Origin of the sequence: uncultured Senegalimassilia sp. (assembly GCF_934632265.1) — a bacterium.
GTDB lineage: Bacteria > Actinomycetota > Coriobacteriia > Coriobacteriales > Eggerthellaceae > Senegalimassilia.
The window spans coordinates 1-22,701 of record NZ_CAKTYH010000018.1 but is presented as its reverse complement, the minus strand read 5'-3'; the positions used below and the strand labels follow the sequence as shown (position 1 = coordinate 22,701).

The 22,701-nt window shown below is 57.0% G+C and carries 25 protein-coding genes; 9 read left to right on the top strand and 16 right to left on the bottom strand.

The window, feature by feature from the left end; translation table 11 throughout:
• The first annotated feature begins 189 nt into the window (after positions 1-189).
• On the top strand, positions 190-1,503 hold the full coding sequence (gene hflX / locus Q0H50_RS02700) for a GTPase HflX (protein ID WP_294419101.1): 1,314 nt from the start codon (positions 190-192) through the stop codon (positions 1,501-1,503).
• A gap of 174 nt (positions 1,504-1,677) precedes the next feature.
• Here the strand turns inward: hflX and lexA are convergent, their stop codons facing one another.
• Positions 1,678-2,316, bottom strand: a complete 639-nt coding sequence (gene lexA, locus Q0H50_RS02695; RefSeq protein WP_294419099.1) for a transcriptional repressor LexA — start codon at positions 2,314-2,316, stop codon at positions 1,678-1,680.
• 121 nt (positions 2,317-2,437) lie between these two features.
• On the opposite strand from lexA, the gene Q0H50_RS02690 reads away from it, so the two are divergent.
• From Q0H50_RS02690 to Q0H50_RS02670, 5 genes are all read left to right on the top strand, one after another.
• Complete coding sequence (locus Q0H50_RS02690) at positions 2,438-2,731, top strand: hypothetical protein (RefSeq protein WP_294419097.1); 294 nt, start codon at positions 2,438-2,440, stop codon at positions 2,729-2,731.
• Between the two features lie 132 nt (positions 2,732-2,863).
• Entirely contained in the window at positions 2,864-3,310 is a 447-nt protein-coding gene (gene nrdR, locus Q0H50_RS02685; protein WP_294419095.1) for a transcriptional regulator NrdR, read from the top strand.
• Positions 3,311-3,313: 3 nt separating this feature from the next.
• The gene (gene dut / locus Q0H50_RS02680) at positions 3,314-3,760 is read left to right on the top strand and encodes a dUTP diphosphatase (protein WP_294419093.1); all 447 of its coding nucleotides are present in this window, start codon (positions 3,314-3,316) and stop codon (positions 3,758-3,760) included.
• An 8-nt stretch (positions 3,761-3,768) separates the two neighbouring features.
• On the top strand, positions 3,769-4,251 hold the full coding sequence (locus Q0H50_RS02675; RefSeq protein WP_294419090.1) for a hypothetical protein: 483 nt from the start codon (positions 3,769-3,771) through the stop codon (positions 4,249-4,251).
• A gap of 181 nt (positions 4,252-4,432) precedes the next feature.
• Positions 4,433-5,020 (top strand): hypothetical protein, encoded by a 588-nt coding sequence (locus Q0H50_RS02670; RefSeq protein ID WP_294419088.1) that lies wholly within the window; start codon positions 4,433-4,435, stop codon positions 5,018-5,020.
• A gap of 11 nt (positions 5,021-5,031) precedes the next feature.
• Here Q0H50_RS02670 and Q0H50_RS02665 read toward each other — a convergent pair whose 3' ends face one another.
• Complete coding sequence (locus tag Q0H50_RS02665; protein ID WP_294419086.1) at positions 5,032-5,463, bottom strand: thioesterase family protein; 432 nt, start codon at positions 5,461-5,463, stop codon at positions 5,032-5,034.
• 41 nt (positions 5,464-5,504) lie between these two features.
• Between Q0H50_RS02665 and Q0H50_RS02660 the strand changes: the two genes are divergently transcribed.
• The 3 genes from Q0H50_RS02660 to Q0H50_RS02650 are packed head-to-tail and all read left to right on the top strand — an operon-like array spanning position 5,505 to position 8,118.
• Positions 5,505-6,692, top strand: a complete 1,188-nt coding sequence (locus Q0H50_RS02660) for an Mbeg1-like protein (RefSeq protein ID WP_294419083.1) — start codon at positions 5,505-5,507, stop codon at positions 6,690-6,692.
• Positions 6,692-7,639, top strand: a complete 948-nt coding sequence (locus tag Q0H50_RS02655) for a prenyltransferase (RefSeq protein ID WP_294419081.1) — start codon at positions 6,692-6,694, stop codon at positions 7,637-7,639. The genes Q0H50_RS02660 and Q0H50_RS02655 overlap by 1 nt, the downstream gene beginning before the upstream one ends.
• Positions 7,640-7,677: 38 nt before the next feature.
• A complete protein-coding gene (locus Q0H50_RS02650) occupies positions 7,678-8,118 on the top strand; it encodes a hypothetical protein (RefSeq protein ID WP_294419080.1) in 441 nt (146 codons plus the stop codon).
• 430 nt (positions 8,119-8,548) lie between these two features.
• On the opposite strand, the gene gluQRS is transcribed toward Q0H50_RS02650, so the two are convergent.
• From gluQRS to Q0H50_RS02580, 14 genes are all read right to left on the bottom strand, one after another.
• Positions 8,549-9,508, bottom strand: a complete 960-nt coding sequence (gene gluQRS, locus Q0H50_RS02645; protein ID WP_294419078.1) for a tRNA glutamyl-Q(34) synthetase GluQRS — start codon at positions 9,506-9,508, stop codon at positions 8,549-8,551.
• A complete protein-coding gene (locus Q0H50_RS02640; RefSeq protein ID WP_294419077.1) occupies positions 9,509-10,873 on the bottom strand; it encodes a phenylacetate--CoA ligase family protein in 1,365 nt (454 codons plus the stop codon).
• A gap of 28 nt (positions 10,874-10,901) precedes the next feature.
• Positions 10,902-11,333 (bottom strand): hypothetical protein, encoded by a 432-nt coding sequence (locus Q0H50_RS02635; protein WP_294419075.1) that lies wholly within the window; start codon positions 11,331-11,333, stop codon positions 10,902-10,904.
• Entirely contained in the window at positions 11,333-11,923 is a 591-nt protein-coding gene (locus tag Q0H50_RS02630; RefSeq protein WP_294419072.1) for an indolepyruvate oxidoreductase subunit beta, read from the bottom strand. Before Q0H50_RS02630 ends, Q0H50_RS02635 begins: the two co-directional genes overlap by 1 nt.
• Positions 11,924-11,926: 3 nt before the next feature.
• On the bottom strand, positions 11,927-13,666 hold the full coding sequence (locus tag Q0H50_RS02625) for a thiamine pyrophosphate-dependent enzyme (RefSeq protein ID WP_294419070.1): 1,740 nt from the start codon (positions 13,664-13,666) through the stop codon (positions 11,927-11,929).
• Between the two features lie 61 nt (positions 13,667-13,727).
• On the bottom strand, positions 13,728-14,168 hold the full coding sequence (locus tag Q0H50_RS02620; RefSeq protein WP_294419069.1) for an FHA domain-containing protein: 441 nt from the start codon (positions 14,166-14,168) through the stop codon (positions 13,728-13,730).
• A gap of 22 nt (positions 14,169-14,190) precedes the next feature.
• Complete coding sequence (locus Q0H50_RS02615; protein ID WP_294419068.1) at positions 14,191-15,609, bottom strand: D-alanyl-D-alanine carboxypeptidase family protein; 1,419 nt, start codon at positions 15,607-15,609, stop codon at positions 14,191-14,193.
• Positions 15,599-16,027 (bottom strand): hypothetical protein, encoded by a 429-nt coding sequence (locus Q0H50_RS02610; RefSeq protein ID WP_294419066.1) that lies wholly within the window; start codon positions 16,025-16,027, stop codon positions 15,599-15,601. The genes Q0H50_RS02615 and Q0H50_RS02610 overlap by 11 nt, the downstream gene beginning before the upstream one ends.
• A gap of 4 nt (positions 16,028-16,031) precedes the next feature.
• Positions 16,032-17,333 carry a phenylacetate--CoA ligase family protein gene (locus Q0H50_RS02605; RefSeq protein ID WP_294419064.1) on the bottom strand — a complete coding sequence of 434 codons (1,302 nt, stop codon included), beginning with the start codon at positions 17,331-17,333 and terminating at the stop codon, positions 16,032-16,034.
• Positions 17,334-17,410: 77 nt separating this feature from the next.
• Positions 17,411-19,291: a VanW family protein gene (locus Q0H50_RS02600; RefSeq protein ID WP_294419062.1), complete on the bottom strand. Its 1,881-nt coding sequence runs from the start codon at positions 19,289-19,291 to the stop codon at positions 17,411-17,413.
• 479 nt (positions 19,292-19,770) lie between these two features.
• Positions 19,771-20,415, bottom strand: coding sequence for a CDP-alcohol phosphatidyltransferase family protein (locus Q0H50_RS02595; RefSeq protein WP_294419060.1), 645 nt, complete (start codon positions 20,413-20,415; stop codon positions 19,771-19,773).
• A 115-nt stretch (positions 20,416-20,530) separates the two neighbouring features.
• Entirely contained in the window at positions 20,531-20,911 is a 381-nt protein-coding gene (locus tag Q0H50_RS02590) for a 4Fe-4S dicluster domain-containing protein (protein ID WP_294419057.1), read from the bottom strand.
• A gap of 4 nt (positions 20,912-20,915) precedes the next feature.
• On the bottom strand, positions 20,916-22,004 hold the full coding sequence (locus Q0H50_RS02585; protein ID WP_294419055.1) for a nickel-dependent hydrogenase large subunit: 1,089 nt from the start codon (positions 22,002-22,004) through the stop codon (positions 20,916-20,918).
• Between the two features lies 1 nt (position 22,005).
• Positions 22,006-22,701, bottom strand: a 696-nt coding sequence (locus Q0H50_RS02580; RefSeq protein ID WP_294419054.1) for a hypothetical protein, incomplete at its 5' end; no start/stop codon positions are given.

The following is a 22,701-nucleotide window of genomic DNA, read 5'->3' as shown; positions in this document are numbered from 1 at the left end:
GGTCCGCAACGGAAGCCTTCCAAGGAACCGTAGAGCTCTAACAGCTTATAACTGTAACGCTTATGCTACTATCGACAAGCGCAGGTGCACGCCTGCGCTTGTTTTCGTTGCTATAAAACTATGTGAAGCGTAAACAGTAATCCATTCCAACTGAGGGACATCAGCTTGAGAACAGCGGAGGGGTTACCGATGTCAGAATATCAATCGGTGTTAGTCAAAGGTGCTAAGACGACGATCGAGGAAAAGCGCGAAAGAGCCGTGCTCGTCGGAGTAGAACGCCCTGGGATGCGCTGGAACATCTCGTCTTCTTTGGCAGAACTCGAACGTTTAGCCGACACTGCTGGGGCAGATACCGTTGCCGTTACAACTCAAAAGCTGGATTCACCCAACCCAAGGACGTTTGTGGGAAGCGGTAAGGTGGAAGAGATTGCGCGCCTTTGCAGATCAACTGGCGCAGACTTGATCATTTTCGATGATGAGCTTACGCCTTCGCAACAATCAAACTTGGAAAAATCGGTTGATCGAGACTTGAAAGTCATTGATCGCACTGCTTTGATTCTGGATATTTTCGCACTTCACGCTACGACCAAAGAGGGACGCTTGCAGGTGAGGCTTGCTCAAAATCAATATCTGCTGCCCAGGCTTCGAGGTATGTGGTCTCACCTAGCATCAAATCGCATGGGCGGTGGCGTAGGCAGCCGCTTCGGCGAGGGTGAAAGCCAGCTTGAGGTTGATCGTCGATTGGTTCGCAAACGTATCACTACCATCAAACGCGAATTGGCGCACTTAGCAGATGTGCGCGCCGTGCAACGAGAGAGCAGATATGAAAGCGGGATGTTTAAAGTATCGCTTGCGGGGTATACCAATGCGGGAAAGTCGAGTTTGCTTAACCGCCTCACGAATGCCGACGTGCTAGCATACGACAAATTGTTTGCAACGTTGGATTCCACCACAAGAAAGTACGAACTGCCCGAAGGGCGGGAGATCACGCTCACCGATACCGTCGGCTTCATCCAGAAGCTCCCCACTACCTTGGTAGAGGCATTTAAATCAACGTTGGACGAGATCACGGGTTCAGACCTGATCTTGCATGTCGTTGACGCATCATCGGATGAATTTGAAGAGCAAATACTAGCCGTAGAAGAGGTGCTTGAGCAGATACAAGCGCAGGCACTGCCACGAGTGCTGGTGTTCAATAAGTGCGATTTGCTGACGACAGATGAGCAGCAGGCTCTAGCAAATCGATACGACGCTTTGCTGGTTTCAGCTGAAACAGGGGAGGGCATACCTCAGCTTATCGACCGTATCGCTCATGTTGCTTCCGCTCAAGATTCTCACCTTGACGTTGTGATTCCATATCAACGCGGTGACTTGGTGTCTAAAGCGCACGAACGATGCAGAATCCTAACCGAAGAGCATACCGAAGAAGGAACACATCTGACAATGCTGGTGCCAAAACCTTTTGTCGACGACTTTAGCGCGTTTCAGAACACAAACCGCTGAGTAAGGCAGACAAGCTAGTTAGACGTCTAGCTCATGGGCGAAGCAGCATATCCGAAGAGGGTGGCACATGGTGAACAGACGCCACCAGAATTCATTCAACGTTTGAACCGCCGCTTGCAGGCTATCCACCTTGCTGAACGGCGGTTCAAACACATCTTTCCGAGAGTTCCGTGATTACAAACGACGAAATACCGCAACGACCTTGCCCGCGATAGAGCAATCAGTGGTGATGATAGGATCCATGGAGGAATTTTCCGGCTGCAACCGAATATGATCCTGCTCTTTGTAGAAACGCTTTACCGTAGCCCCATCGTCGATGATGGCAACCACGATGTCCCCATTGTTAGCAACAGGCTGTTCCTTCACGACGACATAGTCGCCATCATTGATGCCCGCTTCAATCATGCTATCCCCGTGCACGGACAGCATAAACGAAGGAGCGTCACCAACGATCTCGGTTGGTAGCGACATGGTATTGGTAATGTTCTGCTCGGCAAGGATGGGAACGCCGGCAGCCACATCGCCGACCAAAGGCACGGAAACGATATCGTCGAACTGACCCTGAATGATATTCGTGGCATCTTCCGTATGATCCAACGGATAGGTCAACGCAATCGATCGCGATTTCAGTGCATCGCGTTTGATGAGCCCTTTTTCCTCGAGGGCTTTCAGGTGAACATGAACGGTGGAAGGGGAGGAAAGCCCCAAGGCCTGGCAAACTTCGCGAACGGTAGGGCCAAAGCCCTTTTCGCGAATGCATTGCTCTATGACATCGAGCACCGCCTGCTGGCGTTTAGTGATCTTGTCAGCCATGGGCCTTCCTTTCGATATAAGCTATCACGAACATGTGTTTGTTTTTCCGTTGACATGAACCTTTGTTCGCTCTATTATATATGCGAACAAAGGTTCTACGCAAGAGTAAAGGGGAGGAAAAATGCAACACCGTGATTCTCGTTCCGCAATCTACGGATCGACGGCTCTTAAGCTTGATGCAGGCCTTTCATCTGCGCATATCATTCAATTCCCCGGAACAGGCCAAAGCTCCCGGCAAATCACCGAGATATCGCCCAGCAACCACGCCCTCATTCAATGCCGTGCTGAAAATGACGCAGAAGGCCATAGCGGCAGCCAACGCTTTGGCCAAACTGAACCGAAGGCGACCCCATCTCAAACTGCATTAATCATCATCTTGCTTACCTTGCTGACCATAATTGCTGGAATTATATAAGACCAAATCCGTTCAACTGCCCGTAAGGCCAATATCTTGTATCACGATTTGGTGCACTCTTTACCAGTCGGGTGTTACCCGCTATATCTTGTATGTTAGGCTACATATCATCGAGCTAAGGAGTGCGATTATATGAAATGCCCGGCATGCGGAAACATTGAATCCAAGGTGGTCGATTCCCGTCCTGCTGACGATGGTAGCAGCATCCGCCGTAGGCGAGAGTGCCTAGAATGCGGTCGGAGATTCACCACGTACGAACGCTTGGGAGACAATCCGCTCATCATTATCAAGTCCGACGGCTCGTCCGAGGCATATGACAGGCAAAAGCTTATGAGAGGTCTTTTGATTGCGTGCGCAAAGCGACCTATAGCTCCTGAACAATTAGGGGCATTGATCGACAGCATCGAGGCCGAGCTTCGTAACGCCTCCAAAAGCGAAATCGGCTCGAAAGAGCTCGGCGATATGGCGCTGGTGCGTTTAGCCAAACTTGACGATGTGGCTTATGTACGTTTTGCAAGCGTGTACAAAGATTTTCAAAACGTCGAAGAGTTCGCTGCGGCTCTTGAAGGATTGAAATAGCGTATGGACAAAGTGCGTGTTCCCATCAAAAGGCTAATCTCTGATGCGCAAATCCCACAAACAGCTTATCAAGGCGATGCGGGCGTAGACTTGCGATCCGCAGAGCGCATAGTGCTGAAGCCGCATGAGCGGGCAATGGTTCCCACAGGACTTGCGATTGCGCTTCCTAGCGGGTATGCGGGATTTGTGTTGCCACGAAGCGGTTTGGCTGCCAAACATGGCATTTCCATCGTCAACGCACCCGGTCTTATCGATAGCAATTATCGTGGCGAATTGAAAGTGATTCTCGTAAATACCGATCCTAATGAAGCATTCACTATCGAAGTGGGTGACCGAATCGCACAGCTTATCGTCATGCCGGTACCGATGATCGAGTTCGAGCAAGTCGAATCATTGCCTGAGTCGGAGCGAGGAGAATCAGGTTTCGGTAGCAGCGGAATCCGGAATTAGGAGATAACGTGGCCGATCAACAAGACAATCGTCCGAATCCATATTTCGACGAGAACCATAATCCTTACGGAAATCCAGATGTGCAGCCAAGCCCTAGCAACAATAACAATCAGTTCAAACCCAATGCATTAGACGAACGGACGCTAAGGTCGGCTCGATCTCAAACGACATTTGCTTTCATTGCGGGTCCAGTATCGCTGTTTGTTGGCGGAATGTTGCTAGGAACCATTGGTGCGATTTGCGCAATTCTCGCATACCGAAAGCTACGTTCGCTTGCGCAGAAGACTAATGAGACCGCATCTATAGCTCGCGGCATGCTCAAGTCTACGCGTACCGCATTGATTATCTGCTTAGTAGCCGTAACGCTCAATGCGGTTTCATTTGCGATCATGTTTCCCGTTATCGAGCAGATGCTTCAAAACGGAGACTTTGCAAGTGTTGCGGGCAATATGAGCGCCGGAACCGCGGCGGGAACCTCGACCTGGGGATAACCAACGCTTACTGTCCCTGGAAGCTTCTCGCTGGATTGGTACAAGATTGTCGTGTATGAAGCCCTAACGACAACTTCATACACGACTGAATATAAATCAGCGTATCCTAACAAGACAGATTTATATACTCGATAATATATGTTATGTAAACTAGCTAAAGATAATTCAGAGGGAGTGGCTTATGAATTCTAGAGCACTTGATGTCAACTCAATCTTGATTCGTGCAGCCTGCGCCACCGTACTCGCGATCACAGCTGGCTTCCTCCTCTTTGCGTTAGCGGGTTGCGGCCCCTCAAACGAAGAGCGTATCGAGCAAGCAATCTCGCAACCCTTGGAAGCCGTCAAATCGAAGGATGAAGCTACGTTGGCAAACTTGCTATCTGATGACGCCAAGCAACAGCTCTCGGATGTCGGTATAGATCCAGTTGCGTATATATCCGCTTTCTTTGATGGGTTTGATTATGCGCTAGGCCCTATTGAGATCGACAAAGATACCGCAACCGTTCAGGTAACCATCACCTGCAAAACCACGGACAGTATCTTTGCTGCACTGCAACAGCAAGCTCAGGATGATTTTGAATCCGGCGCGAGCGCGAACAACACTGAAGAGCAAACGAAAACCGTGGTTGCCGAAAACGCACTGAGCCTCATCAACGCAGCAAGCCCAGTGCAGCATGACCCGATGGCGATAACGTTGCACAAGGTCGACAAATCGTGGATCGTTGACACCGACATCAACGGAGCATTGTTGAAAGCGCTACAAGGCTAGCTAAGATCTCTCTAAAGCTCGCAAACCTGTTCATAGAGTTGATATAGATCAGGAAGCGTTCGCTTGATGCTCACAGGCTTGAATGTGTTCGCGTCCACAAGGCAGTGAGTGCTCTTTCCGGTACAGCAAGGTTTAGCGGTTTCCATATCATCACCCTGCTTGAACACCTCATAAGAATATGTGGTTTTGGTACCTCGAGATTCGCTGACCCAAGTACGAACAACGGCAACGTCGCCATATCGCAAAGGCTCTCCGTAGTGCACCTCAAATGAAACAACCGGAGACAAATAGCCAGCATCCTCGATACGCGCATACGGATAGCCAAGTTCCTCGAGAAAGCGAGTCCTTGCATCCTCGAAATACAGTAAATAGTTCGCATGATACACAACCGCCATCTTGTCGGTTTCTGCATATCGAACGGGTATAGACGTGCAAACTTTCATAGCAACCTCCAAGAGCATAGTAAAACGATTAGAATGAAGCCATGGACTCAATCGTAACGTATATCGAACGCGAGCAGCGAACGTTTACCGAATCACCCGCAAACCCAGTTGATTCGCTAGTATTTTCATCGCTGTGCTACTTTAACTTTGACAAACTCGTTCTCAAACCAGGGTTGTCTACGATCAACTGCACACTCGACACGCATACCTCTACACCTGTTTTGTTATCAGACATACTGGCCCTCTGTCAGGTTGATTTGCTGACCGAAGGAAGCTGGCTTAAGGATTCAGAGGATACCCTGCGTTTCATTCAGGCAATACGAGCAAGTAGACGCTATCGAAACGTTTCCGTAGCGTTGTTTGTTGACGAAATCTCAGATGCCGTTGATAAACAATTCTCCGCATCAACGTTTTTCTTCGATTCCGAGTGCGGCACAATGGCATATATCGCGTTTCGAGGAACCGATGGAACGCTGACGGGATGGAAAGAGGACTTCAATCTGTCTTATAAAACGGTTATCCCCTCTCAGCGGTCTGCCCTGGCTTACGTATCAGGCGTTTCCTCTGCCACAACATGCCCACTCATTCTAGGAGGGCATTCAAAAGGCGGGAACCTGGCGCAATACGCTGCATTATGCACGGATGAGGGTACGTATCAGCGGATCGTCGCCGTGTACGACCATGACGGACCATCGTTCCTCGAGGACCCCTCCCCTCGTCGAGCTACCGAAGACTACGACAACAAGCTGCACAAGCTGGTTCCCGAGTCTTCTGCATTCGGAATGATACTCGAGCGCCGCGATGACTACCGTGTTGTGCAATCATCCGCCTCGGCTCTATTCCAACACCACCCGTTCTCATGGATGGTCGATGGCGACGATTTCGTATATCAACAGGATTTGAACGCATCGGCCCAGTTCTTCGATGAAGCACTGGATACCTGGTTGCGTAGCAAAACCCCTGCTGAACGCGAGCGGTTTATTCAAACCATATACGATTTGATCATGCAAACAAACGCAACAAGCTGGGCCGATTTTCAAACTCGATTAGGGGCCAATGTCGCAACCGTCATGGGTGCAGGATCCAAACTTGATGTCGATACCAAACAGTTCCTCATCTCAACCTTGGGCAGTTTGGGGGCGACATTGAAAGATCAAACCATTGCCCGCATTAAAGACGCAGGAAATAATCTGTTGCAGAACGATTCCAGAAAGCGAAACAATCAATAATGAGCCATACCCAAAACCAAACGGAGCAACCTTACGGTCGTTTCACCGCAAAAATGGCAATCGATATTGCCGCCCCTCATACCTGGCCCGCTTCGATACTTCCAGTTGCTATTGCCGTATGCTTGGCTGTTGCGACAGGCTACGTTGTTTCGGCAAGCCTCACCATCGTACTGTTGGCAATCTGCATCCTTATGCAAAGCTCAGTGAACACGTTCAATGATTACTATGATTACGTAAAGGGAACCGATTCGTCTGAGGACGATGTCGACCCCACTGATGCTGTCTTGGTTTACAACAACGTCAATCCTAAATCCGCGCTCGCGTTCGCAGTAGCCTTGCTTGTTTGCGCATTCGTCTTAGGCGGCTACGTGATCTATCGCGCAGGATTGATCCCGCTGGCCATCGGAGTCATAGGAGCAGTGTTCGTTGTCATCTATTCAGCCGGCAAAACCCCTATCTCTTATCTACCGTTGGGCGAAGGGGTAAGCGGTATCGTCATGGGTGGCCTCATTCCTTTGGCGTGTTATCAGGTCCTCACCGGGGTGCTTTCCCCTCTTGCCATGCTATGGGCGCTACCGGAGATCCTCGGCATCGGCTTGATCATGTTCACGAACAACACCTGCGACATCGAAAAGGATATCGATGCCCAACGTCGTACGCTGTCTGTGCTGCTAGGAAGAACAAAAGCTCGCACGTTATATCATGCGATTCTGGCGTTATGGATTCTTGCGATGATCGCCATCGTCGGCGTGTTTTTCACTTCTGGCTTGATAGTGATTCCGTTCATGCTACTGTCCGCCTACCCGCTGCTAAAAGCAATGCGAAACAACCCTCTGGCACCGCAAAGCCGCCAAGCAGCTATGGCGCAGATTTGCTCGGTGAATATCGCCCTTGGCGCCTGGTATGCAGCGGCCATTCTAGCGAGCAGTTCGATTGTGGTATGGTGATATCACTCAGCAAATAGCAAAGAGACGAGGTTCACTCAATGGGATTGCTTCAAATCTTCTTCGCCGTTATCTTCGGATGCGCTTCACTATTCGTTGCATTCATGTTGATGACGGGAAAATGCCTGCAGTTAGTCTACAAATACGACGACAACGCAAATCATCAGAAGCAGCAACAGGAAGCAAAAGCAAAGGAAATCGGCAAATTAGCAAGTGCTGTCACCTTCGCGTTTTTCGCAACCGACGCAAGTTTGCTGTTCTATGAACTTGGACGAACCATGGGCGTCTCAGATCTAGCTACCATATTCTCGCTTGTCTGCGATGTGGCTATGGTGGCTTTCCTGATCACCGTTGTTCGGCTGTATGTGAAGCTCATCGGCTCGAAAGATCCCAAAGCGAAGTTCAAAAGCAGCAACGTGCGCGTAACCGTTTTCGTTTTGGTGCAATGCATCCTTCTCAGCCTGATGGCGATTGTTTTCTAAAACCGCGGACAGGGCTCATATGCGTTTACGGTCCTTCTGAGCTCAATAGCGCAACAAACCGTAAACGTTATTGAGCTCAAACGCTGTGAGGCCATGCAAGCTGATGATAGTGAAGGACCGTTCCGAATCAAGGGAGCGTTAACGCTATTGAGTTCAAACTTCCCTACGAAGGAACAGTTTCCCTCCCCAGCATTGTTGTCACTATATCTCACTGGGGTGCCTGAACAGAGTCGCCACGGAAGATCTTAGCCGTCCGGCTTCATTGTCAGGCAGAAGATTTCTAGACCGAGATAATCGAACGACGCGCTTAAGCAGCCATCATCTGGAAGACCTTGCAATTTGCCAGGTCTTCGGTGAATCGATAATATTGCCAGATCGTTACAGAAGGCCATCGAATCGATAGCCTTCACTATGCAGCAAGAAAGCCCCTTTAACGCCAAGCTATTTGAACGGGGTCGCAAAACAGCTCGGGAAGCTGCGCGGCATCGAACGTTTGAAGCAGCTGTTCAGGCGTTGCGGGATCGCACGTTGGGGCAAGACCGCAAATCCCTGCGATATGACCGATAACCGCTTCCGGGGTCTTAAACCTTGCAAGCAGTTCCTCGATACCGGCGTCGTGATCGCGTTTGGAAAGACGCCGATTTTGCTCCGCAACCAATAACGGGATATGCGCGTATCGCGGATGACCAAGCCCAAGCAGCTCTTGCAAATAGAGCTGCTGAGGCGTAGAGCAGAGCAAATCAACGCCTCTCACCACGCTGGTAACGCCCTGAGCCGCATCATCCACTACAACGGCAAGTTGATAGGCAAACGCCTGATCGGAGCGTTGGATAAGGAAGTCCCCGCAATCATGAGCGAGATTCTGCTCATAATGCCCCTGCACCATATCGTCAAATGCGTACACGCTATCCGGCACGCGCAAACGTTGCGCAGGAGCCCGCGTACCGCTTTTGACAGCAATTTGCTCCGTAGATAAACCTCGACACGTACCGGGGTATACGAACTTCTCTCCCCTATGCGGAGCAGATGCGGCATGCAGGTCGGCGCGCGTGCAGAAACACGGGTACACCAATCCCCTGCGCTCCAGGGTCCGAAAAGCCTCGAGATACGCCTCATCCCTGTCATGCTGGAAATACGGGCCGAAATCCCACGTTAGCCCTAATCGCTCAAAATCACGCTGCACGGCGCTGATATACTCCGCTTTCGAGCGATCTCGATCCAAATCCTCGATGCGCAAAACGATGCTTCCACCCTGGGACTTGGCAACAAGCCATGCGGTGAGGGCGGCATAGATATTCCCCGCGTGCATACGACCCGTCGGAGAAGGGGCGAACCGCCCCACCACGGGACGGTTCGCTTTCGGTGCAAAATAATGAGTTTGCGGCATCATTTACTTACGCAGATCCTGGACATGCTTGGTCTTGCCGAACGAGCGCTCGATACCACCCGGCTCGACAAGCTTGACCTTCGAAGCGACAAGCAAAACGCTCTTGAGCTCCTTCTCGATACGTTTGCGGAACTTGTCCATCTCCTCGAAGGAATCGCTGAATGCCTCGGGCTTGAGCTCGACATGCACGACCATGCGATCCAGGCCCGTTTCGTTATCGACGACGATGCGATAATGCGGTGTAACGCCGTCAATACCCGAAAGCACGTCTTCCACCTGGCTAGGGAATACGTTCGTGCCGCGGATGATAAGCATATCGTCGCAGCGAGCGCGAACCTTTTGCATCCGTGCGGATGTACGCCCGCAAGCACAAGGTTCCGTAACCACGCGCGTCAAGTCATGCGTGCGATAACGCAAAACCGGGATAGCCTGCTTATCGAGCGGAGTGAGCACCAATTCGCCCATCTCGCCATCGGCAACGGGCTCGCCGGTTTCAGGATTTATCACTTCCCACAGGAAATGATCCTCGGCGATATGCTGCATGTCGCGCTCGGCAAGGCATTCACCCGACACACCAGGACCCATAACCTCGGTCAAACCGTAGTTGTCCGTGCAAACGATATGCATACGCGATTCAATTTCAGCCTTCAGGCCAGGAGGGCACGGCTCGCCGCCGAACAAGCCCACGCGCAACGTGGAGGTTTCCCAGTCATAGCCCATCTTCTCGCCGACTTCGCAGATATGCATGGCATAAGAAGGCGTTGCCACCAGCACCGTGGTGCCGTAATCCTGGATCATCTGGATTTGACGCTCGGTGTTGCCGGAGCCGGCAGGGATCATCATGCAACCAAGGCGCTGCAAGCCGTAGTGCAAGCCGAATCCACCGGTGAACATGCCATAGCCGAACGCCATCTGCACGCGATCGGAGGGAACAACGCCCGCCATCTGCACCAAACGCATGATGCAATCGTTCCAAACGTCCATGTCATGGCGGTTGTATCCAACGACGACGGGCTTCCCCGTAGTACCCGAAGACGAGTGGAGCTCCACCACCTCATCCAAGGGAACGGCGAACATGCCAAACGGGAACGTCTTACGAAGCGCATGCTTGTCGGTGAAGGGCAGCTGGCGAACATCTTCCAAGCATTTGATATCGGAAGGCTTCACACCCATCTCATCCATTTGATCGCGATACCAAGCAACACGCTCATACGTCCACTCCACCTGCGCAATCAGTTTCTCAAGCTGGATAGCGCGAATGCGCTCGCGAGAGCAGCATTCCACATCGGGGTTATGAACGGGCAGCTCGTCGAAGCGACCCTCTGATGCAGCGCGAAGCGCCGCACCCTTTTCCGTGATATCGATCATGAAACAACACCCTATCTAACGTGCGAGGTTAGGCAATATCGGCCGTCATATGAAGAAAATCCTTCTGATCAAGCAATTCAACCGGCTGGTCGGCCAACAGCTTCTCCGCTTGCTCAAGGTCTTTAACGTACAGGCAAATATACGTGGAGATCAGCGAATAGCTGTACTGCACGTTGATGCCGCACGCGGAGAGCACCTTTAGAACGCGCGCCAACTCGCCGGGCTTGTCCTCAAGGCGAAGGCACAGCACGGAGGTTTTCGTGGCGGCGCAGTTCATATCGTGCAGCACCTGCAGCGCGCGATCAGGATTATCGACCACGAATCGCACGATACCGTAATCGCCGGTATCGGAAGCGCTATAGCCTCGTACGCTGACATTGGCCTGCGTGAACGCATCGACCACACGGGAAAGGTGCCCCGGCTTGCTTTCAACGAACACGCTGATTTGCTGGACGCTCATTATTCGGCCCCCTTCCGGGCAAATTCGTAACCGGCATCGAATGCGCGCAGATTCGCCTCAACGGTCTTAGGCGGCACACGCTTGGAGATGACTTCCTTCCAAACCTCTTCCGAGAAATCCAGTCGCGTGGCCAAGGCCCCGAGCAACACCACGTTCACCGATTTCGCGGTTGCCACCTGTTCGGCGATGGGGCCTGCGGGAATAAGAGAAGCGCCCGCTGCCTGAAGCTTCTCGCGCGCATTCTCGGGCATGTTGGCCTTGCCGGTGAGCACGGGCAGTGGTTTGATAGCCTCATCGGCTACCAGCAGATAGCCGCCTTCGCGCACGAAGGGAAGGTTGCGCAACGCCTCGGTGGTCTCGAAGGACACGACGCAATCGACGCAACCGTGGTCGGCGACCATGGTGGAAACCGGTTCGGTGCCGAAGCGGACGACCGTGGTGACGGCGCCGCCGCGCTGGGACATGCCGTGGATCTCGGAGACCTTCACGTCGTAATTGCTGGCAAGGGCCGTACGGGCCAGCAGGTCGGCTGCAAGGATGGTACCCTGGCCACCGACGCCGCACAGCAAAACGGTAGTTGCTTTGGACATGGGTTACTCCCCTTCCTTAGCCGTGGAAACGATGCTCTTGAACGCGCAGTACTGCTCGCATTGGCCGCAGCCGATGCACATGGCAGCGTCGATGACCGCATGACCGTCGTCGGTTTTGGCGATGGCCGGGCAACCGAGCGTGGTGCACACGCCACATGCGGTGCACGTATCCGCAACCGTATACGCAGGCTTGCGGATACGGTCGATGAGCACGCAAGGGCTGCGGAACACTATGACCGACAGCTCATCGGAGCGCGTGGCCTCGCGCAGGGCAAGGCGCACGGCCTTCATATCGTTGGGGTCGACGGTACGCACATCGGGCACGCCGATGACATGGAGCACGCCTTCCAGGTCGAGCTCGCGAGAGGGACGATGCTGCAGCGTCTCGCCGTTGAAGGGATTGCCCTGACGGCCCGTCATGGCCGTGGTGCGGTTATCGAGCACGCACACGGTGCCGGCGCCCTTGTTGTACACGGTGCTGATAAGCGCGGACAAGCCGGAATGGGCAAAGGTTGAATCGCCGATGACGGCGACAACGGGACGATGCTCGGTACCCGCCCAGGCAAGCTCGAAGCCGTGGGACATGGAAACGGAAGCGCCCATGTCGATGCACGTGTCCATGGCGGACAGCGGAGGCAAAGCGCCCAGCGTGTAACACCCGATATCGCCGGTGACGACGGCCTTGATACGCGAGAGCTCCTTGAACACCAGACGATGAGGGCAGCCGGCGCACAACGCGGGCGGACGGCCCGGGACATCGGCGGGCGCCTGCATGTGCGCGGGAGCTTCCAGACCGAACGCCGCGCGGATAAGGCCGGGGGTCAGCTCACCGTCGCGCGGCAAACCGCACGGGAAGTCAGCAACGCGAACGCCCAAAGCGCGCACCGCATCAGTCAAGTAGGTCGAACCCTCCTCGACTACATAGAGCGCATCCACGCTTGCCTCGAACTCGCGAAGCGCCTGCGCAGGCAGAGGATAGGTGACGCCGAGCTTGAACACCGAAGCATCCGGAAGGGCCTCCACCACATGCTGGTAAGCGGCACCGGCGCACACCACGCCAACAGCAGCGCCCTTGCGCTCGATGCGATTGAACTCGCAGGTTTCCACCCACTCGGAAAGCTGCTCGATGCGCTCAAGCTGCACCTTGCGGCGCGGCTTGGCGAACGCGGGCATCATGACCCATTTCGCAGGGTTGCTCTCGTAGGGCTTGAGCTCGTGTTCGATACGCTGACCGCGCTCGACGGGCGTCTTCGTATGGGAAACGCGCACGGAGGAGCGGATGAAGAACGGCACGTCGAAGCGCTCGGACAGATCGAAGGCGTTGCGCGTGAACGCCAACGCCTCAGCCGAATCGGCGGGGTCCAGCATGGGGATATGAGCAGCCGCAGCATAGTAATGGGAGTCCTGCTCGTTTTGGGAGGAGTACATGCCAGGATCATCGGCCGCAAGCACCACATAACCGCCGCCGACGCCGGTATAGGCAGCGGTGAACAGCGGGTCCGCCGCAACGTTGACGCCGACGTGCTTCATGGTGGACAGCACGCGTGCGCCGGCCGCGCTGGCGCCGACGCCCACTTCGACGGCGACCTTCTCGTTAACGCACCATTCCGCGTACACGCCATCCATCTTCGCAAAGGTCTCAAGCGTTTCGGTGGAAGGCGTGCCCGGATAGGCCACCCCGATACGGCAACCTGCCTCCCATGCGCCCTGGGCTATCGCCTCGTTTCCTGATAACAGTTCCATGTCGCTCCCGTCTGTGAAAACGCGCGAACGCGTTCTTCCGAAACCGCGGTCTCCCGCGGCGTTACTCTTCTTTGTACACCAAGCAGAATGCGCCGATCTGAACGACGTCGCCGTCGGCCAGGAGATACGTATCGATGCTGTTGTTGTTAACCCATACCCCGTTAAACGATGCCTCATCGGATATCTCGTAGCCCGAATCCACCGGCTCGACGGAGGCATGCGTACGGGATACGGTCATATCGTTAAGGAAGATGTCGCACTGCGGGCTGCGTCCGATGCTGAGCTTTTGGTCCCCCAGCTTGAACGACACGCCGGTTTGCGGCCCGCGGACCACATGAAGCACGGCCGTGGGCTTGGTCTTCGCGGCGGCGACCAGCTGATCATCTCCGAACTGCAGCGGCGCGAAACGCTGCGTAGAACCCTGCAGCTTGAAACCGCAGTGAGGGCAGGCCGAATCCTCGGGACCTACCGGGTTGTTGCATACCGGGCATACGTTGGCCATGATTGCTCCTTCCTACATGCCGCTATTGCGTCGACGAGGTTTTGTCGACGATAAGCGGCGTGGCATTCAAAAGCTGCGAGGTTGCCGTTTTGGCCTCGCCAGAGAAACCGCGCATGAACCTGTCGAAGGCGATGCCGATGCTCTCGAAGAAGTTCGGCGCGGGAACATCCTTGCAAGCCACCAGGTCTTGCGTTGCGATGACCTGGTTGCGCTGCTTGAACGTGACGGTCCCGACGACCTGACCCGCCTTCACCGACCCGTGCAGCTCGTTGAACTGCACGGTTTGGCTGACGTTGCCATTCAAGTCGAACACCTCGACGGCGCTTTGCGGATCGGCGAACGTGGCCGGCACCGTACGGTCGATCCAGTCGTCATGCGCCACCTGGGCCACCAAAGGCACCGAGGCACCGTTCATCTGCGTGGTTTGATCGCAGTTGGCAAGCTGATAGGTCTTACGATGCTCGAACACCCACTCCACCAACTCGTTCGCATCGAAGAAGCGCTGGCTGTCCGAGGTCGACCCCAAAACGATGGCGTACAGCTCCTGGCCGTCTTTGTTGACGGCGCCCGCGAACGAGGAGCCGGCCTTCTCGGTATAACCGGTTTTGACGCCGATGGCGTCATCGTTGATATCGAAGAAGCCGTCGGTGGTTTCCAGGAACACATCGGCGGAAGACCCGCCACGTTTGACCGTAATGGTGGTGGACCCGCCGCCGACCACCGAGCGGAACGTCTGGTTGGTCATGGCATAGGCGACCACTTTAGCCTGGTCGGCCGCGGTGGAATGCAGGTTGCCGCTATATTGATCGAAGTCGAGGCCATGCGGGTTCTCGTACACCGTGTTCGTGCAGCCGAGCTTATGCGCGGTAGCGTTCATCTGCGCAACGAACGCCTTCACATCGGAATCGCCCGAGGCGGTGCCGCTCGACCGCAAGGCCGCGCCCACCGATTCGGCGATGGCGATGGCGGCATCGTTGCCCGACGGCACCAACAGCGCGTACAGCGCCGTTTTCAGCGTCATGGTGTCGCCTTCCTGCAAACCGGCGGAGGACTCTCCCACCGCGGCTGCGTCGGCGGAAACCGTGATGGTGGAATCCAGGGACGTCAAGCCGGAAGCGACGGCATCGAGCGCCACCACGCCCGTCATGATCTTCGTGACCGAGGCGATGCAGGCGGCCTCGTCGGCATTGCGCTCGAAGTACACGGTACCGTCGGTATCCACCACCATGGCGCGTTCGGCATCGATGTTCGGACACTGCGCCACGGCCAGACCGCGAGCGTCCACCGTTTCGCCCATGACGATGTCGGCCTTGCGCACATCGGCATACGCATCGGCAACGCCCCCGGTAAACGGAGTGAGGGCCAGCACGAACACAAGCACGCACGCGATGGCGCGTGCGTGCTTGTTCAGCCCACTATGCAACGTGAAGCTAGTCGACAATGTACACTTCCTCCGCGGAAACGGGCTTGAAGCCTGCATCGGCAAGCTTACGCTCGATTTCCTCGTCTCCCGATACCTTCAATACGTCGATGGCGTGCCCGCCCTCGACCGACATGCAGTAACCGTATTCGACATTGACATCGCACTCGTCCAAGAACTCGAGCAGCGAGGCCAAACCGCCCGGCACATCCGGGACGCGAACGGCCATGACCGGCGTGACGGCGGCTCGCCAACCGGCAAGCGTCAGCTTCTCGGCGGCCCTATTGGGAGTGTCGCACAGCATACGGGCCACACCGAAGTCCTCGGTATCGGCCAGATACAGTGCATGCATGTTGACGCCGGCATCTGCAACCGCACGGGTAGCAGCGGCCAGACGGCCCTTTTCGTTCTCTAGAAAAACGGTGAGCTGGGAAATCATGGCATTACTCCTTTCGCAGGTCGATGATGCGCTTTGCCTTGCCCTCGCTGCGCTCGATGGACTTGGGCTCGACGAGCTTGATGTCCACGGCGATCTGCAGGTTGCCCTTGAGCTCGGTGGCCAGACGCTTCTTGAGCGCCTCGAGCTTGCGGATCTCGTCGAACGGGAACTCGGGCACGGTCTCGACGCGCAGCTCGACGTGGTCGAGCGGGCCGCGCGTGGTGAGGATGATCTGGTACTGCGTGGCGATCTCAGGGAAGCCGGTGAGCACCTGCTCGATCTGGGACGGGAACACGTTCACGCCGCGCAGGATGAGCATGTCGTCGGAACGCCCGATGATGCGGTCGATCTTGCGATGCGTGCGGCCGCAGGCGCAGGGCTCGGAGATGATGCGGGTGATGTCGCGGGTGCGGTAGCGCACGAGCGGGCAGCACTCGCGCGTGAGCGTGGTGAACACCAGCTCGCCGTACTGCCCATCGGGCACGGGCTGCAGGGTGTCAGGGTCGATGATCTCAGCGAAGAAGTGGTCCTCTGCCAGGTGCAGGCCGCTCATCTCCTTGCACTCGAAGGCAACGCCCGGGCCCATGACCTCGGACAGGCCGTATACGTCGCAGTACTGCACGCCGAGCTTCTCGGCGATCTCGTCGCGCATGCCCTGGCTGCAAGGCTCGGCGCCGAAGATGCCGGCGCGAACCTTCAGATCGGTTGCCGGGTTGATGCCCATCTCGATTGCCGTGTCGGCGATGTGCAAAGCGTAGGACGGCGTGCATGCCAGCACGTCAACTTCCATGTCCTTGAGCATCTGAATCTGACGCTTCGTGTTACCGGACGAAATGGGGATGACGGCGCAACCGGCCGTTTCGCCTCCCCTATGAGCGCCCAGACCGCCGGTGAACAGACCGTAGCCGTACGCGATCTGCATGGTGGCGTTCTCGTCGCAATCGCAGATGGCAAGGCCGCGCGCGAAGCACTCGCCCCAATGCTTCAGGTCGTTTTCCGTGGATCCGACGACGGTTGCCTGGCCGGTAGTGCCGGAAGAGGCATGCAGGCGGGCAACTTTCGAACGCGGCACGGCGAACAGCCCGTCGGGGTAGTTGTCGCGCATATCCTGCTTAAGGATGAACGGGAACTTCGTGATGTCCTCGAGCGTTTTCAGGTCGCCCGGTTCGACGCCGGCGTCCTTGAAGCTCTTCTGATAGAAAGGGACGTTGTCATATGCGTATTGGACGCACCACTTCATGCGCTCAAGCTGCAGGTCGCGCAGCTCCTCACGTGACATCGTTTCGATTTCCGGCTGGAAGTACACCTTTCTCTTACCTTTCTTTGTGCGCGGCGCCTGGCGTGCGGTGGGCGCGTATCGCCGCTTAAATATGAAGCAACCCGCTAGCTTCGATCCGGACCCTTCAAGATAACCTCGTTGATGGGGTCGTACACGCTGGCGAACAGGTCTTGGCGCACGATGTTTCCGTTCACGTCCTTGACCGTACGCGTCACCTCGATGGTCGAACCGTCGGTGCCGCGCGTTTTCACATAGCTTGTGCCCGGTGCAAGCGTATCGTCCACTTTGGTGGTGGTGGAATACTTCTTGCCCGCTTCCCATTGACCGGTTTCGGTGGTTACCTGATAGCCGGGATCGACTCCATACAGTGTAGCGGTTACCGACCCGACTTGGGTGGAAACCTTTACCAAAACATCGCTGGCGGTGTCGTTTCGCCACACAAGGTCGAGTTCGGGGTACGAGACGGCCGCATCGCGTCCGGCCGGATAGCTGGCGATGTAGAGCGAATGGTTATGGCGCTCGACCACGGGAAGGCCGGACTCATAGACGGCATCGAACACCGTGGTGGCAACCTGGCAGATACCGCCGCCGACCGAATCGGTGTACTCGCCGTCGATGATGGCGCCGGCACCGAGGAAGCCCTTCTCCTCGTTGCAATCGCCCGTGGTCCCGTTATACGACCACGTCTCGCCGGATTTGCAGATGGAGTTGTCGAGTATCTGGGAGACGAGCTCGATGTTATGGTTGCGGTTCTCGGTACCTTGACCGGTGGTGTAGGTGGTGGTGAAGGTGCCGATGGGACCGACCACACCGCGATCGACCGCCTCCTGGAACGTGAGCCGCTGGGGCATGTCATCGGCATCGACCGAGATGACCGGGGCCTGCGTAGCCGGCTGCAAGGAATCACCTTGCCCGAACAGCGCTGCCGACAGCGCATCGGCGGCATCCGACACATCGGGAAGCTTGCCTTGCCCGTCGGTGGTGACGCTCACCTGGCCCGACTCGTCGGTCTCGAAGCCGACGCCCGACAGCGAGTCGCCCTCGGCCTGCCTGATGCCCGAGGCCATGGCGGATTTGGAGAGCTGCTGATCGATATAGGGGCGCAGGCGCCATCCGTCCCCCGCCTGCTCGATGCAGGTGGACACCCATGCGCCGATCTCGGACGCGCTCGCCTGCCAGGTGTGCCCCTCGAATTGGAAATCCGCGCCGCCGGAGAGCGCCGAAGTGACATCTTGGGCAACTTGAGCTGCAACATCGGAGGAAATGCGAACGGGCGTGTACTCGGTATGCGCGACGATGCGCCCGTTGGAACCGCCTAGCATGGCATCGCCGAGAAGGCCGGCGAGCGTTTGCCGGTTAACCTCCCAGCCGTCGTTGCCTTGCACGACATAGGCCACGCCGCCGGAAACCTTCACATCGTAGTCCACGCGAGCCTGGCCGATGGCGGCATCGATGCCCGACGCGAACTCCTCGAGCGCCCCTTCGTCGAAGGAGGGCTCCACCTCGATGCGCTTGCCGAGCAAGCCCGCGCCCATGCGCGCAAGAACACCGCCGTCGGAGCGTCCGACGGCAAGCGCCTGCTCGGCGAGCTGCCCCGAATCCAACGAGGCCCCAAGCTCTGCGCCGGTGGTCTGCCATGCTTGCTTCGAGGCCATGGCCTCATCCACGGCCATCTGCTCGGCAAGCGCCGCATCTTGCTGGTTTTGCGCAGCAGCAGCCTCATCGGTTTGCTGCGCGGCCTCATCGGAGGCGAACACCGTGGCAGACGCTTGCTGAAGCGGCTGCGCATAGGTCTGATCGATCGCCTGCTCGATCTCGGCAGCGTTCATACCGGACACGTCGATATCGCCGACTTTGATGCCGGAATACGCACGACCGGCATGGGAAATGCCGTCAACGGAGCACACCACCACCAAGGCGATAGCGCACACCGACACGATGAGCGCGGGCCTGCTCTTGCGCACAAGCTTGAACCAAGCGCGCAACAAGGCCCCTAGAACGCGACCGATAGCGCGTAGCGCAACCAGGAGTGCGCCGAAAAGCCAGGAAAGCACGCTTCCGGCAGCCGATGCAAAGGCAGACCCGCCCGTGGAACGGTCGCGCCCGCGATCGCGCGATGCGCCGGAACGCGAAGAACGCTGCCGCTTGGTCCACAAATCGGGCTGCACGCCCGAGCGATTGGAAGCGGCCGAACGCACACGACGACCCGACCGCTGAGCGGTTCGAGCCGTCGATGACGTCCTATTCCCTTGTCGTGGCGCACGAGGCGCGCCTGCGCCCGCAGAGGAGCGCGCGGATGCGCGTTGAGGTGTTCTACCGGAGGAAGGGCGCGCAGCCGCATGGCGAGGCGATCCGTCGCTATGCCTGGGCGTTCCAGCGTTGACACGAGCAGAATCGCTTGAACGAGTTTGCGAACCGGGCCGCGAAGCGCCGGTCCTAGGATTCCTGCTATGTTGCGGGGCGCTCACCTTACGCGACCCTTCGCCTCAAGCCTGCGGGCCTTCTGCATCTTGCGATAGCCGGCCAGCACGTAATACAACGTGGTGAACAGACCGAGCAGCAAACCAGCGTACACGAACCAGATGCCCCATGAGCACGAAGAAGACCCGAAACCCGGCAACCAGGGGACATCGAACCAACCAAGCCCGCCGAGCATCGGCATGTTCAGCAAAAGGCCTGCGAAGCCGACGAACAAAAACGTGGTGGCAACCTTGCCGGGATAAATGACGGCGACGCGCTCGTGATAGCGCTTCAGCAGGTAGGCGCCCCCGACAAGCAGCATCAGATCGCGGCCCAATACCACCACGACGATCCAGATGGGCAAACGACCGACCAGCATAAGGCCGATCACGCCGCAGCTCATGAGGATCCTATCCACCGCAGGGTCGAGCAGCTGCCCGAGCTTGGATACGCAGTTCGTGCGACGGGCGAGCTGGCCGTCGATCCAGTCGGTGCCGGCAGCCAACGCGAACATGAAGGTGGCCAGCAGATCGTAGCCGTTGAGCAACAGCACCATATACACCGGAACCATGCATAACCTGATAAAGGATATGACGTTGGGAAGCGTGAAGATGCGATTGGTGACTTCTTCGGTTTTCTGAGATGACATGTGTTCCCTACCCCGTGGCCTGCAACGCAAGACGGGGCGCCCGAAAGCGCCCCGCGCAAGTTTCGAATGCGATTATACTAACCTACCGCGCATCCAAAGGTTACGGTTGGTCTACCTATTCACCGGCATCTTCACGTTTGGGAGCAGCTTTGGGCCGCTCAGGGATGGTGAAGGTATGCACACGCTTTTGCCGCGAAACGGTCTCGTAGGTGGGCAACATGGTCAAGCTGCCTTTAGGGCACTCATAGGTGCAGCTGCCGCACTGGACGCAGCGGAAGTGGTCGATGGCCCAGGTACGGGCCTTCTTGTCCACCTCTATGGCGCCGCAAGGGCAGCGCTTCACGCACAGGCTGCACAGGATGCACGTGGACTCGTCGACGACCACATGCCCCTTCAGCCCCGCAGGGGGCTCTTTCTTCACAAACGGGTACATCACGGTCTCGGGTTTCTTGAACAGCGAGCCGAACGTCATTTTCCCAAGTTTGAATCCGCTCATCGCTCTACCTTTCCGTGCAGCTGATGCAAGGGTCGATGGTCAGGATGATGTTGTTCACATCGGCCAGATCGCAGCCCTTCAGGGCGATGGTCATGCCTGCGATGTTCTGGGAGGTTGGCGTGCGCATGCGCATACGCTCCAAGAACTTCGTGCCGTTGCCGCGAGCATAGTAATAGCACTCGCCGCGAGGCTGCTCGAGCACATTGCAGGCCTCGGCGCCGTCGGCGGGATTACCCTTGACCTTCACCTCGATATCGCCGGCGGGCATGCGGGCGATGACCTCTTCGATGATGTCGATGGACTGCAGCACCTCTAGGCAGCGCACCTGCACGCGAGCATAGCAATCGCCGTCGTTGGACAGGATGGGCTGGAACTCGGAAAGCTTGCCATACCATCCGTTGCCGAGCATGCGCACATCGTAGTTGACGCCCGAAGCGCGGCCGAACGGGCCCACCATGCTTTGCGCAACGGCATCGTCGTGGCTGACATAGCCCACGCCCACCAGGCGATTCTTCACCGAAGAGTCGGTGAGCAGCGTGTTCATGATCTGACGATACTCATCCTTCAGGCCTTCGAGGACCTGCTTGATGTAGGCGAACATGGCATCATCGACGTCGCGCACAACGCCGCCGACCTTAACGACGGAGAAGATGACGCGGCCGCCGGTGGTCTTCTCGAAGATATCGAGCACGCGCTCGCGCAAACGCCAGCAATGCATGAACAGGCTCTCGAAGCCGAAGGCGTCGGCAGCCAGGCCCAGCCACAGGACATGCGAATGGATACGCGAGAGCTCGTGCCACATGACGCGCAGCGCCTGGGCCCTATCGGGCACCTCGACGCCCATGAGCTGCTCCACCGTTTCGGCATAGCCCATGGAGTGGCCGAAGGCGCAGATGCCGCAGATGCGCTCGGCGACGTAGATGAACTGGTTGTAGTCGCGCGTTTCCACGAGCTTCTCAAGACCGCGATGCACGAACCCGATCTGGGGCATGGCCTCGATGACCTTCTCGTCCTCGACGACGAGGTCCAAGTGAAGCGGCTCGGGGAGAACCGGATGCTGCGGGCCGAAGGGGATGACGGTTGCCTTTCCCATGCTATTCACCAGCCTTTCCGTTTTCCTGCGCTTGGCGCTGCTTCGCCTCGAATGCCGCGCGAACCTTCGCGGCCTTCTCGGGGTCCATGTTCTTCAGGCGATCCTCGAGCACGGCGACCTTCTCGTCGTGCTCGGCCTGGGCGGTTTCCTGACGGGCGCGCGCATCGAGGGCTGCGCGAACCTTGGCGGCCTTCTCGGGATCGAGCTGCGCGAGCTTGGCATCGAGCTCGGCCTGCTGCTGAGCCGTGGCCTGGCCGGTTGCACGCTGGCTTTCCAGCTTCGCCTCGTTGGCAAGGGCGCCACGGACCGCCTGGGCCTTTTCAGGATCCATGTCGGCCAACTTCGCCTTTGCGGCCATGGCCGCGCGTACCTTGGCGGCCTTCTCGGGATCCATAGCGGCCAGCTTGGCCTCGAGCGCCTCGTCGTAGACCTGGGGGCGTGCGGCCTGCGCCTCGGCCTCGGCGCGCTTGGCCTTCGCGGCGAGCGCGGCCTTCACGCGGGCGATCTTCTCGGGATCGGCGCCGGCCATCTTCAGCTCGATGTCCTCGGCGTTGGCCGAAGGGGCCACGCCGGAAACCTTGCCCTTGGCGTCGGGATGGGACGTGACGAAGCTTGCGTTAGCAGCAGCGGCCTGACGGGCGCGCTCGGCCTTGGCGGCCGCTGCCTTCTTGGCCTTCTCGCTGGCGGCCTTCTGGGC

Coding starts and splice junctions, on each gene's coding strand:
- hflX (WP_294419101.1), top strand. CDS start 190: ATGTCAGAATATCAATCGGTGTTAGTCAAAGGTGCTAAGACGACGATC.
- lexA (WP_294419099.1), bottom strand. CDS start 2,316: ATGGCTGACAAGATCACTAAACGCCAGCAGGCGGTGCTCGATGTCATA.
- Q0H50_RS02690 (WP_294419097.1), top strand. CDS start 2,438: ATGCAACACCGTGATTCTCGTTCCGCAATCTACGGATCGACGGCTCTT.
- nrdR (WP_294419095.1), top strand. CDS start 2,864: ATGAAATGCCCGGCATGCGGAAACATTGAATCCAAGGTGGTCGATTCC.
- dut (WP_294419093.1), top strand. CDS start 3,314: ATGGACAAAGTGCGTGTTCCCATCAAAAGGCTAATCTCTGATGCGCAA.
- Q0H50_RS02670 (WP_294419088.1), top strand. CDS start 4,433: ATGAATTCTAGAGCACTTGATGTCAACTCAATCTTGATTCGTGCAGCC.
- Q0H50_RS02665 (WP_294419086.1), bottom strand. CDS start 5,463: ATGAAAGTTTGCACGTCTATACCCGTTCGATATGCAGAAACCGACAAG.
- Q0H50_RS02660 (WP_294419083.1), top strand. CDS start 5,505: ATGGACTCAATCGTAACGTATATCGAACGCGAGCAGCGAACGTTTACC.
- Q0H50_RS02655 (WP_294419081.1), top strand. CDS start 6,692: ATGAGCCATACCCAAAACCAAACGGAGCAACCTTACGGTCGTTTCACC.
- Q0H50_RS02650 (WP_294419080.1), top strand. CDS start 7,678: ATGGGATTGCTTCAAATCTTCTTCGCCGTTATCTTCGGATGCGCTTCA.
- gluQRS (WP_294419078.1), bottom strand. CDS start 9,508: ATGATGCCGCAAACTCATTATTTTGCACCGAAAGCGAACCGTCCCGTG.
- Q0H50_RS02640 (WP_294419077.1), bottom strand. CDS start 10,873: ATGATCGATATCACGGAAAAGGGTGCGGCGCTTCGCGCTGCATCAGAG.
- Q0H50_RS02635 (WP_294419075.1), bottom strand. CDS start 11,333: ATGAGCGTCCAGCAAATCAGCGTGTTCGTTGAAAGCAAGCCGGGGCAC.
- Q0H50_RS02630 (WP_294419072.1), bottom strand. CDS start 11,923: ATGTCCAAAGCAACTACCGTTTTGCTGTGCGGCGTCGGTGGCCAGGGT.
- Q0H50_RS02625 (WP_294419070.1), bottom strand. CDS start 13,666: ATGGAACTGTTATCAGGAAACGAGGCGATAGCCCAGGGCGCATGGGAG.
- Q0H50_RS02620 (WP_294419069.1), bottom strand. CDS start 14,168: ATGGCCAACGTATGCCCGGTATGCAACAACCCGGTAGGTCCCGAGGAT.
- Q0H50_RS02610 (WP_294419066.1), bottom strand. CDS start 16,027: ATGATTTCCCAGCTCACCGTTTTTCTAGAGAACGAAAAGGGCCGTCTG.
- Q0H50_RS02595 (WP_294419060.1), bottom strand. CDS start 20,415: ATGTCATCTCAGAAAACCGAAGAAGTCACCAATCGCATCTTCACGCTT.
- Q0H50_RS02590 (WP_294419057.1), bottom strand. CDS start 20,911: ATGAGCGGATTCAAACTTGGGAAAATGACGTTCGGCTCGCTGTTCAAG.
- Q0H50_RS02585 (WP_294419055.1), bottom strand. CDS start 22,004: ATGGGAAAGGCAACCGTCATCCCCTTCGGCCCGCAGCATCCGGTTCTC.